Annotated in this window: 13 protein-coding genes; 3 read left to right on the forward strand and 10 right to left on the reverse strand. The window is 73.2% G+C overall.

Annotated features, from left to right (window positions below; translation table 11 throughout):
• Positions 1-188: 188 nt before the first annotated feature.
• On the forward strand, positions 189-590 hold the full coding sequence (locus tag ACFV4G_RS24130) for an Imm7 family immunity protein (protein WP_380443675.1): 402 nt from the start codon (positions 189-191) through the stop codon (positions 588-590).
• A gap of 75 nt (positions 591-665) precedes the next feature.
• Here ACFV4G_RS24130 and ACFV4G_RS24135 read toward each other — a convergent pair whose 3' ends face one another.
• Positions 666-2,132: an MFS transporter gene (locus ACFV4G_RS24135; RefSeq protein ID WP_380443677.1), complete on the reverse strand. Its 1,467-nt coding sequence runs from the start codon at positions 2,130-2,132 to the stop codon at positions 666-668.
• 202 nt (positions 2,133-2,334) lie between these two features.
• Between ACFV4G_RS24135 and ACFV4G_RS24140 the strand changes: the two genes are divergently transcribed.
• A complete protein-coding gene (locus ACFV4G_RS24140) occupies positions 2,335-3,033 on the forward strand; it encodes a WHG domain-containing protein (protein ID WP_380443679.1) in 699 nt (232 codons plus the stop codon).
• A 131-nt stretch (positions 3,034-3,164) separates the two neighbouring features.
• Here the strand turns inward: ACFV4G_RS24140 and ACFV4G_RS24145 are convergent, their stop codons facing one another.
• The 9 genes from ACFV4G_RS24145 to ACFV4G_RS24185 form a co-directional block, all read right to left on the reverse strand.
• Positions 3,165-4,307: an acyltransferase family protein gene (locus tag ACFV4G_RS24145; RefSeq protein WP_380443681.1), complete on the reverse strand. Its 1,143-nt coding sequence runs from the start codon at positions 4,305-4,307 to the stop codon at positions 3,165-3,167.
• A 286-nt stretch (positions 4,308-4,593) separates the two neighbouring features.
• Complete coding sequence (locus tag ACFV4G_RS24150; protein WP_380443683.1) at positions 4,594-5,358, reverse strand: SDR family NAD(P)-dependent oxidoreductase; 765 nt, start codon at positions 5,356-5,358, stop codon at positions 4,594-4,596.
• The gene (locus ACFV4G_RS24155) at positions 5,351-6,583 is read right to left on the reverse strand and encodes an MFS transporter (RefSeq protein WP_380443685.1); all 1,233 of its coding nucleotides are present in this window, start codon (positions 6,581-6,583) and stop codon (positions 5,351-5,353) included. Before ACFV4G_RS24155 ends, ACFV4G_RS24150 begins: the two co-directional genes overlap by 8 nt.
• A gap of 3 nt (positions 6,584-6,586) precedes the next feature.
• The gene (locus ACFV4G_RS24160) at positions 6,587-7,144 is read right to left on the reverse strand and encodes a quercetin 2,3-dioxygenase (RefSeq protein WP_380443687.1); all 558 of its coding nucleotides are present in this window, start codon (positions 7,142-7,144) and stop codon (positions 6,587-6,589) included.
• Between the two features lie 14 nt (positions 7,145-7,158).
• The gene (locus ACFV4G_RS24165; RefSeq protein ID WP_380443689.1) at positions 7,159-8,190 is read right to left on the reverse strand and encodes a methionyl-tRNA formyltransferase; all 1,032 of its coding nucleotides are present in this window, start codon (positions 8,188-8,190) and stop codon (positions 7,159-7,161) included.
• A gap of 92 nt (positions 8,191-8,282) precedes the next feature.
• Positions 8,283-9,470 carry an acyl-CoA dehydrogenase family protein gene (locus ACFV4G_RS24170; RefSeq protein WP_380443691.1) on the reverse strand — a complete coding sequence of 396 codons (1,188 nt, stop codon included), beginning with the start codon at positions 9,468-9,470 and terminating at the stop codon, positions 8,283-8,285.
• 29 nt (positions 9,471-9,499) lie between these two features.
• Positions 9,500-10,981, reverse strand: a complete 1,482-nt coding sequence (locus ACFV4G_RS24175; RefSeq protein WP_380443693.1) for an FAD-binding oxidoreductase — start codon at positions 10,979-10,981, stop codon at positions 9,500-9,502.
• 62 nt (positions 10,982-11,043) lie between these two features.
• On the reverse strand, positions 11,044-11,451 hold the full coding sequence (locus ACFV4G_RS24180; protein ID WP_380443695.1) for a chorismate mutase: 408 nt from the start codon (positions 11,449-11,451) through the stop codon (positions 11,044-11,046).
• A 47-nt stretch (positions 11,452-11,498) separates the two neighbouring features.
• Complete coding sequence (locus tag ACFV4G_RS24185) at positions 11,499-12,017, reverse strand: flavin reductase family protein (protein ID WP_380443697.1); 519 nt, start codon at positions 12,015-12,017, stop codon at positions 11,499-11,501.
• 213 nt (positions 12,018-12,230) lie between these two features.
• Between ACFV4G_RS24185 and ACFV4G_RS24190 the strand changes: the two genes are divergently transcribed.
• Complete coding sequence (locus ACFV4G_RS24190; protein WP_380443743.1) at positions 12,231-13,586, forward strand: amino acid permease; 1,356 nt, start codon at positions 12,231-12,233, stop codon at positions 13,584-13,586.
• The last annotated feature ends 56 nt before the right edge of the window (positions 13,587-13,642 follow it).

The following is a 13,642-nucleotide window of genomic DNA, read 5'->3' on the forward strand; positions in this document are numbered from 1 at the left end:
ACGCAGCGCTGGTGTCCGGCGACGGGGTTCGGGGGGGGGCGGGACCCCCCCGCCCCCCACACCCGGGACGCCGACCGCGTGTTCACGTACGGGGTCCCCGCCCCGGCCCTGCTACCGCTCGGCCGTGAGCTCCCGCCCCGCCCGAACACCGGATAGCGCGAAGGGCGCCGGGCGGTAGGCTGCGGCGCGTGTTCGAGTACCACGGCTGGATCAACGTCCTGGAGAGCGCCGACGCCGACGACGACCCCCACGCCGATGCGCGCCTCGACCGGATCGCCGCGCGCATCGACGAGCGCGTCCGGGAGCTCGACAGCCCCTGCCTGCTGGACCTCCGCCGGATGAACGGCGGCGTCTTCGTGCACCTCGGCGGCTGCCCGAACCACCGCGACGACTCGATCGTGGCGTTCTTCCGCGAGGTCGGCCAACTGGCCCCGGGTTCCTACGGGTTGCTGCACGTCCGGGACGACGAGGAGCCGGGCCGCGAGAACGAGGTCACCGTCGTCCGCATGGTCCGCGGCCGGCTGAGCACGCATACGGAGCTGCTGCTGTCCCCGTGCATCCCCGTCCTGGAGGACCCGTTCCCGGGTTAGCCCGAAGGAAATGTCCGGTCCCGGGGCGGCTACGGGGGAGGCCGCTCCGGGACCGGAGTCTTGGGGTGGTGGGGGTCAGACGCCCACCGACTGCTTCTCCGGGCCGAGTTCGGTCTCGGTGGCGGTCTCGGCGGCGGCCTCGGCGGCCGGGGGCTGCTTCTTGAGGGCCAGGGCCAGCAGGCCGCCCAGGATCAGCAGGACGCCGCCGGCGATGCCCGCCGTGCGCAGGCCCTCGACCACGTCCTCCTTGGCGGCGGTGGCGTAGGTGCCGGTGAAGGTGGAGTTGGCGACCGCCACCAGGGCCGCGAGGCCGACCGCGCCGCCGACCTGCTGGGCGGTGGAGGCCATGGCGCCGGCCACGCCCTGCTCCTCCGGGGCCACGCCGGAGCCGGCAGAGGCGAAGACGGAGACGAAGACCAGGCCGCCGCCGAGGCCCCACAGGACGGAGCCGGGGAGCAGGGCGGGGAAGGAGCCGCCGGTGGTCATGACGGCGGCGGTCAGGGCGATGCCGGCGCCGTTGACGGCCATGCCGGTGGCGAGGGTGGCCCGCATGCCGAAGCGCTGCATGAACTTCGGGGCGAGCTGGCCGGCGCCGACCATCGAGACCAGGGTGAGCGGCAGGAAGGCGAGGCCGGCCTGGAGCGGGGTGTAGCCGAGGACGGGCTGGATGTAGGTGGTGAAGACGTAGTAGCCGCCGGACAGGCCGGTCTGGAAGACGAACACCACGGCCATCGCCACGACGAGCGGACGGTTGCTCAGCAGGCGCAGCGGCATGAGCGGGTCGCGGGTGCGGGCCTCGGTGACGAAGAAGGCGACGAGCAGGGCGGCGCCGAGGAGCAGGGCGGTCAGCGGGGTGGGGCTGAGCCAGCCGTCCTCGGGGCCGGTGACGAGGCCGAAGACGACGGCGGAGATGCCGGCGGTGGCGAGCAGGGCGCCGGGCAGGTCGAAGCCGCCGCGGCTCTGGACGGCCGGGTCCGGGCGCAGGACCTTCGGGGCCGGGATGAGGACGGCCAGCGCGAACGGCACGTTGATGAAGAACACCCAGCGCCAGGAGGCGAGGTCGGTGAGGACGCCGCCGAAGAGAGCGCCGGCGGCGAGGCCGAGCGAGCCGGCCATGCCCCAGACGCCGAAGGCCTTGATGCGCGCCTGGCCGTCGAAGGAGGTGGCGATGAGGGCGAGGACGGCGGGGAAGAGCAGGGCGCCGCCGACGCCCTGCACGACGCGGGCGCCGATGAGGACGCCCTGCCCGGTGGCGATGCCGCCGACCAGGGAGGAGACGGCGTACAGGCTCAGGCCGGCGAGGAAGAGGCGGCGGGCGCCGATGCGGTCCACCGCGCGGCCGCCGAAGAGCAGCAGGCCTCCGAAGGAGACGGCGTAGGCGGAGACGACCCACTGCAGGGACTGGGCGGAGAAGCCCAGTGCCCGGCCGATGTCGGGCAGCGCCACATACACGATGTTGTAGTCGACGGTGACGATGAACTGCGCGAAGGCGAGCAGGAAAAGGGTGATTCCCGCCCTGCGGGCAGGGGCCGTGGCAGGCATGGTTACTCCCGTTGGGGACGACGTGGGGACGACGTGGGGACAGCTGGGGAACAAAGTCGGCACAGGGTCGGCACGGAAAGCACACGTGCGGAATAAAGCCCGCACCGAACGGTGCTCAGCTTCTTAACGGTGTTTACTCTAGCAGGAGTACGCTCCAAACAAAACGCCGTATAGTTCTGCCACCGACCTGGAGGACAGCAGCATGGATACGAAGCCCACCCGCCGCGCGCGGCTCCGCCAGCAGACGATCACCGAGATCAAGGAGGCCGCCCTCAAGGCCCTCGCCGAGGCGGGCCCGGCGGGCATCACCCTGCGCGGGATCGCCCGCGAGCTGGGCATGACGGCCGCGGCCCTCTACGGCTACTTCGACACCCGCGACCAGCTGATCTCGACCCTCGCCGCGGACGCCTACAACGAGCTGGCCGACTCGCACGAGGCCGCCCTGGCCGCCCTGCCGCACGAGGAGACGGCCCGCCGGGTGCGCGCGGTGTGCGACACCTTCCGCACCTGGTCGATCAAGAACCCGGCGGCGTTCCGGCTGATCTACGGGGACGGCCTGCCCGGGTTCACCCCGCCCGAGGAGGTCGCCGCGGCGGCGCGGCGATGCTGCATGACGGTGCTGGACGTGGTCGACGGGGCGTGGGAGCACGCGCCGGCGGCGCTGCGCGAGGACCGGGCGGACTGGTCGGACTTCCACGAGTCGCTGTCCGGCCCGGCCCGCGAGCAGTTCCCCCACCTGTCGCCGCAGGCGCTCGGGGTGAGCCTGCGGATCTGGGGGCGGATGTACGGGCCGGTGGCGCTGGAGGTGTTCGGCCACCTCGGGCAGCAGATCAACGATCCGGCGGAGGTGTATCGGCGCGAGGTGGACGCCATCGTTGAAATGCTCGGCATCAGCGAGTAGATACCTGGGAATTCTCGCCACTCGCGTGAGAAGAACCTAGCAATCTTTAGGAAACAATCCTAACGGTTTATCCTTCACATAAAAGCCGAGGCCGGTCGTCACGAAGGCGACGCGCGACGACCGGCCCGACGTCACCGCCGCGAGCGCGACCAGGCCCGCATCGCCGGCTTCTCGACCACGGCGTACAGCAGCCACGCCAGCGCCAGGCTCACACCGAGGTACAGCACGACGATCGCCGCGCCCTGCCAGACGGCGAACGACCGCTCGAAGCCCATGAGTTGCTTCACATACGTGATCACCGTCCCGTGCACCATGTAGAACGCGAAGGACACCTCACCCAGCCACAGCAGCGCCGGGTGGTGCAGCACCGAGCCGGCGCCGCCGAGGTCCCGCACCGCGATCGCGGCGATCAGCAGGGCCAGCGGCAGCGCGGTCACGGCGCTGTGCGAGTACAGCCACGGCACGTTCATCGAGCCGGCCCAGGCCGCCAGCGCGAGCACGGACGCCACCGGTACGCCGATCCGGGGCAGCCGCCCGGCCGCGACGATCAGCGCCATGACGATGCCGAGCGCGAACTCCAGCGTGCGCACCGGCGGGAACATGTAGACCGCCCAGAACTGCTCGGCGGAGACGGGGAACCCGTTGGGCGTGGTGCCGCCCGGCAGCAGCGCGTACGCGGCCGCCGGCACCAGCGCGATCGCGGCGGTCAGGACCAGTGCCAGCGCCCACAGGCGGGCCGGGTCGACGCGGCGCAGCAGTGCGTGGAGGAACGGGAAGCACAGGTAGAAGAACAGCTCGCAGGCCAGCGACCAGCTCGGCGGGTTCACCGACAGGTAGACGTCCAGGTACGGGAACCAGGCGTGCACCATCGCGAGGTTGGGCAGCCACTGGTGCCAGGTCGAGGTGGCGGCGGCGAACAGCACCATCGCGAGCGCCCAGGTGACGACGTGGTTGGGGAAGAGCTTGACCACCCGGCGGCGCCAGAAGGTCCGCTTTCTCAGCCCCGGCCGGGCGGCGTGGGTGAGGACGAAGCCCGACAGGAGGAAGAAGAACGACACCCCGATCGAGCCGGTGGTCGACCAGATCCGGGCCCAGATCTCGCGGGCGCGCCCGTCGAACGGGGTCAGCGCGGGCGGGCCGGTGAGCGAGGTGTGGAAGAAGAACACGCCGAGGGCGGCGAAGAAGCGCAGCCCGGTGAGCGAGGGCAGCCGGGACGGCAGGACGGAGCTGCCGGCAGCGGTGCGGGCTGGAGCGGTTGCGAGTGTGCGGGACACGTGCGGTCGGATCCTTCGGAGCGGGTGCGGGCCGGGCGGCTCGCAGCGGAACGGAGACAACTTCCTTGCAGTGAAGGTGAGTTGAACGGAAGGAGACACGAAAGGGGCCGGGCCAGAGCCGTTGGGGCCGGCCCATTGGGAGGGACGCGCGTGAGGCGGTCTGGGGGGGGGCCCCCGCACGGTCACGGGCACCAAGTCCTTTCCCTGAACGTTATTTACCCGCTATTTAACCCCCACTGGGCCGGGGCCATCCCCGATGGCCCGGCCCCTTTCGGAGGGACGCGCGTCAGGCGGTCGTGCCGCCGTCCACGGCCAGGGTGGCGCCGGTGACGAACGCCGCGCCGGGCGAGACGAGGTAGGCCACCGCCTCGGCGATGTCGGTGGTGGCGCCGTAGCGGCCGAGGGCGGTGCCGGCCCGCTGGAAGCCGGCCGAGGGGCCGTCGGCCGGGTTCATGTCGGTGTCGATCGGCCCGGGGCTGATCTGGTTGACGGTGATCCCGCGCGGGCCGAGGTCCCGGGCCAGTCCCCGGGTCAGGCCGAGGATCGCGGCCTTGCTGACCGCGTACGGGGTCATGCCGCCACCCGGCACCCGTTCGCCCAGGCAGGAACCGATGTTGACGATCCGGCCGCCCTCGGGCAGGTGGCGGGCCGCGGCCTGGGCGGTGAGCAGCGCGCCGCGGACGTTGACGTCCAGGGTGCGGTCGATGACGTCGACCGGCACGTCGGTCAGGGCGGTGCCGCTGACGTCCATGTAGCCGGCGTTGTTGACGAGGATGTCGATCCGTCCGAAGTGCGCGACGGTGGCCTCGACGGCGGCGGCGGGCGCCTCGCGGTCGGCGGCGTCGGCCCGGACGGCCAGGGCCTTGCCGCCCGCGCGCTCGATCTCCGCGACGACGGCCTCGGCGGCCTCGGCGCCGCGGGTGTAGGTGAGGGCGACCCTGATGCCCGTGCCGGCGAGGCGGCGGGCGATCTCGGCGCCGATGCCGCGGCTGGCTCCGGTGACCAGGGCGACCCGGTCGTCGGCGGTCGGCTGGGTGGCGGTGTCAGACATGGGACGGCCTTTCGGAGGACTCGGAGGAGGGCGCGGAGGAGGACTCGGACACGGCGGGAGCGCCGGGACCGGCCGTGCGGCGCAGCAGTTCGGGCACCAGCGTCAGCAGCCCGAGCACGGCCATGGCCGCGCCCGTCCACAGCGGGGCGCGCAGCCCCCAGTGCGAGACGCCGATCCCGCCGACCCAGGAGCCGACGACGACGCCGAGGGTGATGAAGGAGGTGTGGACGGTGTTGACCAGCGGGCGGTCGTTGGCGGTGCGCATGACGCGGGTGACCATCGCCGGGTTCATCGTCACGCCGACCAGCCCGATGCCGGTCATGGCGGCCAGGGCGACGGCCGCGTCGGCGGCGCCGAGCGCGAAGACCGTCAGGAACACGGTGTTCAGGGCCAGGCCCGTGCCGAGCACCGTCAGGGTGTGCCGGTCGGCGAGGCGCCCGACGACGGCGTTGCCGATGACGGTCGCGGCGCCGTAGAGGACCAGCAGCAGCGGGACGGTGCCCGCGGCGAAGCCGGTGACGTCGGTGAGGATCGGCACGAAGTACGAGAACGCAGCAAAGGTCGCGCCGATGATCAGCATGCTGGTCGCGAAGGCCGCCCACAGCCGCGCGTTGCGGAAGGCCCCCAGCTCGGCGCGGACGGAACCGCCGGAGCCGCCGGCCCCGTCGGGCTCCTCCTTGGCCAGCGCGGGGACCGCGCCGAGGGTGACGGCGAGGGCCAGCGCGGCCAGGGCGGCGACCGCCCAGAAGGCGAACCGCCAGCCGTAGTGCTCGCCGGCCAGCTGGGACAGCGGCAGGCCCAGCACGGTGCCGACCATCAGGCCGCCGAGCACGATCGAGGTGGCCCGGCCGCGCACCTCGGGACCGGTGACGCGCACGCAGATGGCGAGTGCGACGCCGAAGAAGGCGCCGGAGGCGGCCCCGGTGACGAGGCGGGCGACGACCATCAGGGCGTAGCCGTCGGCGAGGGCGCCGAGCGCCTGCCCGGCGAGGAAGACGGCGTACAGGCAGATCAGGGCGGTCTTCTGGCGCAGTCGCAGGAGACCGGCGGTCAGCAACGGGCCGCCGATGGCCATGGCCGCGGCGTAGACCGAGACCAGGTAGCCGATCTGGGGGATGCCGGCACCGAGGTCCTCGGACAGCTGCGGCATCAGGCCGGCCACCAGGAACTCGCTGGTCACCATGGTGAAGATGCCCAGGCCCAGGACGTAGATCGCGAAGGGCACGGCTCAGACCTCGACAGTCTCGACGGTGTGGGACGGGCCGCCGACCACGACGGCCCCCGCGGCCTGGAACGACCCCAGGGACTCGGCGATCGCCTTGGCCCGCGGGTTGTCGGCCGGATCGAAGACCGGGATCGGCTCGCCGGGCCGGGCGTCGACGCCGGCCTGGAGGAAGAACTCCTCGAAGCCGCTGGGCGTGAAGATCAGCAGCTGCTTGGCGGCGTGCAGGCCCTTGTTGCGGAAGCGGTGGACGGTCCCCTTGGGGACGAAGACGAAGTCGCCCGCGCGGACGTCGTAGGTCTGCCCGTCCGCGAAGAACTCCAGCTCGCCTTCGAGGAGGTAGAAGGCCTCGTCCTCGTTGCGGTGGTCATGGGCCGGCGGCCCGCCGCCGGGCGGCACGGAGGCCTCCAGCAGCGTGATCGTCCCGCCGGACTGCGCGGTGTCGACCTTGACGGTGTAGACGTCGCCGTTGAGCCAGACCGAGGGGCCCTGGCCGGCGGGGATGTGCAGGACCTTGCCGAGGGCCGGCGGGTGGTCGCTGCGGAGCTGTTCGTTGAGTGACATGGCGTACGGGAACCTCAGGACGCGGGGACGGGGACGGAAGCCTGTACGGGTACGGAGGGCTGGACGGGAGGGACGGGCGCGGGGGTGAGCGGGTGCGCCAGTCGGGCGCCGTCCGGCAGCTGCCCGGTGCGGGCGGGCGCGACCTCCTGCCCGTCGCACTCGGTGGTCAGCACCTCCAGCCAGCCGTCGGCGCAGCCGACGAACACCCGCCCCCGCTCGCCGTGCACGACGAGCCCGGGCACGGGCGCCCGGTCGGGCGCGCCGGCCGGCGCCGGGTCGGCGGACAGGACGCGCACCCGTCTGCCGGCCTCGTCGGCGGTCCAGGCGCCCGGCGAGCGGTAGCCGGCCCGGACGTGCCGGTCGACGACGGCGAGCGGGGCGCGCAGGTCCAGGCGCAGGTCGTCGTCCGAGGGCCGGCCGAAGTACGAGCGCAGCGCCGGGTCCTGGGCGATCGGGCGGTAGCCGCGCTCGGCGAGCTGCGGGATGAGCTCCAGCAGCATCAGCACGTTGGCCCGCTCCTGGGCCGTGCGCAGGTCCAGCGCGGTCTCCCGGCCGGTCAGCGGCACCTGGTGCTGCATGATCAGGTCGCCGCTGTCGAGGACGGGCGCCATCTCGATGGCGGAGACGGCAGACTCGGTGGCGCCCTCGCGGATCATCCAGTAGAAGGGCGCGAGGCCGGCGAAGGCGGGCAGCGGCGAGGGGTGGAAGTTGACGGCGGTGACCCGGGGCACCGACAGCAGCCGCTCGCGCAGGATCTGCTGGAAGTTGGCGACGACGAAGTAGTCGGCCTCGTAGCCCTCCAGCTCCTCGACGAACTCCGGCCGGTTGACCGACGGCGGCCGCAGGACCGGCACCCCGAGCGCCGCGCCCTGGGTGACCAGGTCCACCTGCTCGGGGTCGTCGGTGAAGTACGAGCAGCGCTTGCCGTGCGGGGAGGTGACCACGGCGACGAGGTCGACCTGGGGGTGGCCGTGCAGCATGCTCAGGAACGGCGAGCCGAGCTTGGAGTTGACTTCCGAGAACAGGACGACGCGGATGCGGTCCATGGGTCGGGAAACCTCTCTGTGTCTGGCTGTGCGGGGCAGGGACGTTCGGGGTGGCGCGGGCCGGCCTGGAAGGGTCGGTGGCGCGGGCCGGCCTAGAAGAACGGGCTCGTCGACTTCCCGCCCAGCAGCACGTTGCCGGTGAGCTGGAGGATCGAGTCCTGGGCGACGGCGTGCTGGTTCATCGTCCAGGCGTCGCGCAGCCAGCGGTCCAGCGGCGAGGGCTTGTAGACGGAGGAGCCGCCGACCAGGTCGAACAGGGTCTGCACGATGTCGCGGGCGGTGCGGAAGGCGTGCCGGCGGGCGATGGCGGTGGCCACCCTGGCGTCGTCGGTCAGCTCGGCGCCGCCGGTCAGCGCGTCCCACTGGCGCTCCAGGCTCGCGTACACGCCGGAGCGGGCGGCCAGCAGCTCGCCCTCCAGGCGGGCGATGGTGCTCTGGACGCGGTGGTCCTGCGCCCACGGGGTGCCGGTCTCCCGGTCGGTGCGGTGGGCGGCCAGCTCCCGCACGTGGTCCAGCGCGGCGCGGGCCATGCCGAGCGGGATGCCGGACATCTTGCGCAGGATGGTGTCGGGGCTGGCGTGCAGCGGGCCGGTGCGGCGCGGGTCGGAGAAGCTGAAGGAGCGCTCCTCGGGGACGAACAGGTCCTCGCAGGAGTAGTCCTGGCTGCCGGAGCCGGCCAGGCCGGTGGTGTGCCAGGTGTCGTGGAAGGTGTAGGCCGCCGGCTTGGAGACCAGCACCCGCCAGTGGGTGGGCTCGCCGCTGACCGGGTCGGGCTCGGGGGTGCCGTCCTCGTCGACGATCAGGCAGCCGGCGCCGAGCCAGTCGCAGTGGGCCGAGCCGGAGCCGAACTTCCAGCGGCCGGTGAGGCGGTAGCCGCCCTCGACGCGCACGGCGCGGCCCTGCGGGTAGATCCAGCCGGAGTTGGCGAGGTCGAGGGTCGGGTACATCTCGCGGGCCACGTCGTCGTCGAGGTAGCCGGAGTAGATGCCGGAGTCCATGCCGATCATGGCGCACCACGCGGTGGAGGCGTCGCCGGTGGCGAGGATCTCGATCAGTTCGCACTGCTGCATCGAGGTGAGCTCGGGGCCGCCCCAGGTCTTGGGCATGGCGGCGCGGAAGACGCCGCCGTCGCGCAGCAGGTCGACGATGTCGGCGGGCAGGGTGCGGTTCTGCTCGATGCGGGCGCCGGCCTCGCGCAGCTGCGGGACGAGGGTGCGGGCGTGCGCGAGGATCGCCTCGGCGGTGTCGGGGACGACGGTGGTGGTCACGGTGGTGCTCATCGTGGAGGTCCTTCGGGAGTTGACGGTGATCAGAGGTAACGGCCGGGCGCGAACGTGCCGTTGGGGTCGACGAGGCGCGCGACGTCCAGGACCAGCGCGGCGTTCTCGGCGTCCGGGGCGTGCTCGCGGCCCCAGCCGCCGTGCGCGGAGTCCAGCCGGTACGGCGCCCAGCCGGCCGCGGCGAAGAGCGCGTAGGCCCGGTCGAGCGCGCGGTGCGCGGCCTCGGCCTGGGTGGCCCGGTCGAACGGGAAGGAGACGACGAGGTCGATGACGTCGGCGTCGAGGGCGTTGACGGTGGCGCCGGGGCGGATCCCGGTCTCCTCGTGCACGGTGTCGAGGAGGGCCAGGGCGCGGGCGGTGTCGGCGCCGGTGAAGGGGATCAGCGGCAGGAAGAAGATCCAGCCCTTGCCCTCGGCGTCGACGAGGTCGGCGCGGGTGCCGGTGGCGGAGGCGAGCATGTCCTCGTTGAACTCCACCGAGCCGGAGTACGCGGCCTGGACGACCTTGGACACGGTGTCGTCCGCGGCCGGCTCCTCCCCCGCCGCGATCCGGCCGAACAGGCCCGCGGCACGGGCCTCCTCGACCAGCGCTCCGGCGAGCGCGTCGAGCGTGCCGGCGGTGGCGTCCACGCACACGTGGGCGAGGTAGCCGTGGCCGCCCTCGCCGCCGTAGGTGGCGGTGGAAGCGGTGTCGTAGATCTTCACGACGCCCGACACCACGTTCCCGGCCCGCCAGCGGCGGATGAGGTCCACGGCCGCGGGCAGCTCCTCCCGGCCGAAGGAGAGCCGGACCACGCGCTGCGCCTCGGGGCGCGGCAGCAGCCGGACGACGGCGGCGGTGATCACGGCGAGCGGTGACTGGGTGAACAGGTGCAGCGTGCTCGGCCCCAGGCCGTACGGGTTGACGGCTCGTCCGGCGGAGGTGCCGGGCCACCAGCCGGTGCGCACCAGGCGGCCGTCGGGGAGCACCGCTTCGAGGCCGAGGAGGTCCTCGGTGCGCTGGCGGCGCAGGCCCACGCCCCGGTCGACGAGGTTGCCGAGCAGCGAGGTGTGGCCGGAGGAGGCGGTGACGTTGAGCATCCGGGCGGTGCCGGCGAGCCGGGCGGCGAGGACGGCCTGGGTGACGCCCGGCTCGACGACCGCGTAGCCGGCCTCGACGTCGAGGTCGCGGACGGCGTCGAGGCGGTCGAGTTCGAGGCGGACCACCGGGCCGACGGCCGGTTCCTTGGAGCCCAGGCCCCAGTTGCGGCCGGTGGAGACGGTGTGCAGGCCGGGCAGGCCGGCCCGGGCGCCGCCGTGCTCGTCGAAGGCGCGGACGACGGACCGCACCTCCTCGGCGCTGCCCGGGCGCAGGACGGCGTTCAGGGCGCGGGCGGCGAAGGCGGAGACGTTGGCCTCGGCCGGCAGGAGCGCGGCCGGGTCCGCGGAGCGGACGACGTGGTCGGGGCCGATGGCGGCGGCGACGGTGTCCAGGACCGCTTCGAGCGCGGTGCGGGAGGCGGTTTCGGGCATGGCTGGTCCTCGGAAGGTGCGTGCGCGGGCACGGAGGGGTGACGGAGAGGAGGGGGAAGGGCTCAGGCCGCGGGCTTGGTCGGGGCGGCGCCGCCCAGGTAGACGGCGACGGGCCGGCCGGGGCGGTCCCAGGACAGGTGCGCCAGCACCCGCAGGGTGCGGGGCGGGGCTCCGGCGAAGGCGGCGTCCTGCGCGCAGAGGGCGGGCAGGTCCCAGCCGGCCTCGTGCAGGACGAGCGCGGGGTTGGTGGCGGTGAGGTCCGGGGTCATGGTGAACACGAGGCTCACCAGGTCCGCCCGGTCGAGGTGGTTGGCGGCCAGCAGGCCGGCGAGCAGGTCCTCGGTGGCGCGGGTGAGGGCGGGCACGGTGTCGGCGGGCACGGCGATGCCGCCGCGGACGGCGAGCGTACGGATCATGCGGGTCGTACGGGTCGCGCCGGTCCTACGGGTCGCGCCGGTCGTACGGATCACGCCGGTCGTACGGATCGTGCCGGGAATGCCCTCGCCCTCGGCCGGGCTCAACTCCCGTCCGCGGAAGCGGAGGTGAAGCGCCCCTGGTGGAAGACCAGGGCGTCCTGCGGCTCCTCGGTACAGGTGGCGTGCAGCACCCGGGCGAGGAACAGGTCGTGGTCGCCGCCGGGGAAGGTGTCCTCGATCTCGCAGGCGAGCGAGGCCAGGGCGCCGGGGAGCACGTCGTGCCCCTCGGCAGTGCGGTCGAGGTAGGCGCCCAGACCGGGCCCGGCGGGCTTCTCCCGAGAGGCGAACAGCTTGGCCACGTCGCCCTGGTGGGCGGCGAGCAGGTGGATGCCGAGCCGGCGGCTGGCGGTGATCACGGGGTGCGCGCGGGCGGTCCGCATGACCGAGACCAGGACGCGCGGCGGGTCGAGCGAGATCGAGGTGAAGGAATTGACCGTCATGGCGACGGCGGTGTCCTCGCGGCCGCTGCTGAGGACGGTGACCCCAGTGGGATAGCGGCGCATGACGTCCCGCAGGTCCGCGGACTGTCCGCGGGCACGGGTGATGGACGGTGAAGGCATGACTCCCCCTTCGCACGGTAGTGCGAATCTTGTTGCTGCCTAAACGCTAGCGCGACTTGTGAACGCTGATAGCTTTTCTAACATAGATCTCGCCACGTTGGTCAAGCGCCGGTCAAGCGCGACCACCCCGAAGAACCGCTTCGACGAGGGAGAACCGTGACCTCTTCACCTGCCCGAAACGCCCAAGCCGCACTCCGTTCACGCCACTTGGCGATGCTGGCACTCGGCGGGGTGATCGGCGCCGGGCTGTTCGTCGGCTCCGGCGCCGGGCTCGCGGCGGCCGGTCCGGCCGTGCTGGTCTCCTACCTGCTGGCCGCCGTGCTCGCCCTCGCGGTCATGCGCATGCTCGGCGAACTCGCCGCCGCACTACCGGAGTCGGGCTCCTTCTCGGTCTACGCGCGTCGCGCGCTGGGGCCGTGGGCCGGCTTCACCACCGGCTGGCTGTACACCTGGGTGACCGCCGTGGCCATCGCCGTCGAGGCCCTGGCGGCCGCGGCGATCCTGCACACGTGGTGGCCGGCCGTCCCCTCCTGGGCGTTCGCCCTCGCCGCGATGACGCTCTTCACCATCGTCAACACCACCGACGTCCGGACCTTCGGCGAGGCCGAGTTCTGGTTCGCCTCGCTCAAGGTCCTCGCGATCGTCGCGTTCATCGCCCTCGGCGCCGCCGCCCTCCTCGGCGTGCTGCCCGGCGCCGGCTCACCGGGCCTCTCCCACCTCACCGGTGACGGTGGGTTCGCCCCCAACGGCCTGTCCGGGATCGTCACGGCGCTGCTCGGCGTCGTCTTCGCGTTCGGCGGCATGGAGGTCATCGGCATGGCCGCCGCCGAGTCCCGGGACCCGGGTCGCAGCATCCGCACCGCGGTGCGCTCCGCGATCTGGCGGATCGCCCTGTTCTACCTGGGCTCGGTGGCCGTCCTGGTCCTGCTGCTGCCGTGGCGCGACGCCCGGCCCGACGAGAGCCCGTACGTCGCCGCGCTCGGCCGGCTCGGCATCCCGCACGCCGGCGCCGTCACCCAGGCCGTGATCGTCGTGGCCCTGCTCTCGGCCCTCAACGCGAACCTGTACGGCACCTCGCGCATGCTGCACTCCCTCGCCGAACGCGGCGACGCCCCGGGCGCGTTGGCCCGCCGCACCCGGCGGGGCGTACCGGCCCGCGCGGTGGCCGCCGCCTCCGCCGTCGGCTTCGCCGCCGTCGTCCCCGAGGCGCTCTCCCCCGGCACGGCCCTGCCGCTGCTCGCGAAGGCGATGGGCGCGGCGATGCTCTTCATGTGGCTGGCGGTCGCCTGCTCGCACCTGGTCCTGCGCCGCTCCCTCGAAGCCGCCGGCCGGCTCCCGCTCCGCACCCGGGGCTTCCCCGCCACGACCCGCGCGGTCATCGCCGCGATCACGGCCCTGATGCTGCTGATGACGGCCTCGGCCGGGACCCGTCCCCAACTCCTGACCTCCGCAGCCCTCACAGCCGCCCTGGCCCTCACCGGCGCGGCCCTCTCCCGCCGCCGCGCCCAGTCCCAGACCCCGACCCCAGCAGCAACAGCAGCAACAGCAGAGACCCGCGCCACTCCGTAACGCGTCGCCCAGTGACAAGTCGCCCACGAGCAAAGGCGGGCGGACCCCCGACCAGG

Source organism: Kitasatospora sp. NPDC059747 (genome assembly GCF_042732955.1).
Lineage (GTDB): Bacteria > Actinomycetota > Actinomycetes > Streptomycetales > Streptomycetaceae > Kitasatospora.

What these genes read in the sequence shown, in the direction of transcription:
- ACFV4G_RS24135 (WP_380443677.1), bottom strand. Translation starts at nt 2,132, where the DNA reads ATGCCTGCCACGGCCCCTGCCCGCAGGGCGGGAATCACCCTTTTCCTG.
- ACFV4G_RS24140 (WP_380443679.1), top strand. Translation starts at nt 2,335, where the DNA reads ATGGATACGAAGCCCACCCGCCGCGCGCGGCTCCGCCAGCAGACGATC.
- ACFV4G_RS24150 (WP_380443683.1), bottom strand. Translation starts at nt 5,358, where the DNA reads ATGTCTGACACCGCCACCCAGCCGACCGCCGACGACCGGGTCGCCCTG.
- ACFV4G_RS24160 (WP_380443687.1), bottom strand. Translation starts at nt 7,144, where the DNA reads ATGTCACTCAACGAACAGCTCCGCAGCGACCACCCGCCGGCCCTCGGC.
- ACFV4G_RS24165 (WP_380443689.1), bottom strand. Translation starts at nt 8,190, where the DNA reads ATGGACCGCATCCGCGTCGTCCTGTTCTCGGAAGTCAACTCCAAGCTC.
- ACFV4G_RS24170 (WP_380443691.1), bottom strand. Translation starts at nt 9,470, where the DNA reads ATGAGCACCACCGTGACCACCACCGTCGTCCCCGACACCGCCGAGGCG.
- ACFV4G_RS24175 (WP_380443693.1), bottom strand. Translation starts at nt 10,981, where the DNA reads ATGCCCGAAACCGCCTCCCGCACCGCGCTCGAAGCGGTCCTGGACACC.
- ACFV4G_RS24185 (WP_380443697.1), bottom strand. Translation starts at nt 12,017, where the DNA reads ATGCCTTCACCGTCCATCACCCGTGCCCGCGGACAGTCCGCGGACCTG.
- ACFV4G_RS24190 (WP_380443743.1), top strand. Translation starts at nt 12,231, where the DNA reads ATGCTGGCACTCGGCGGGGTGATCGGCGCCGGGCTGTTCGTCGGCTCC.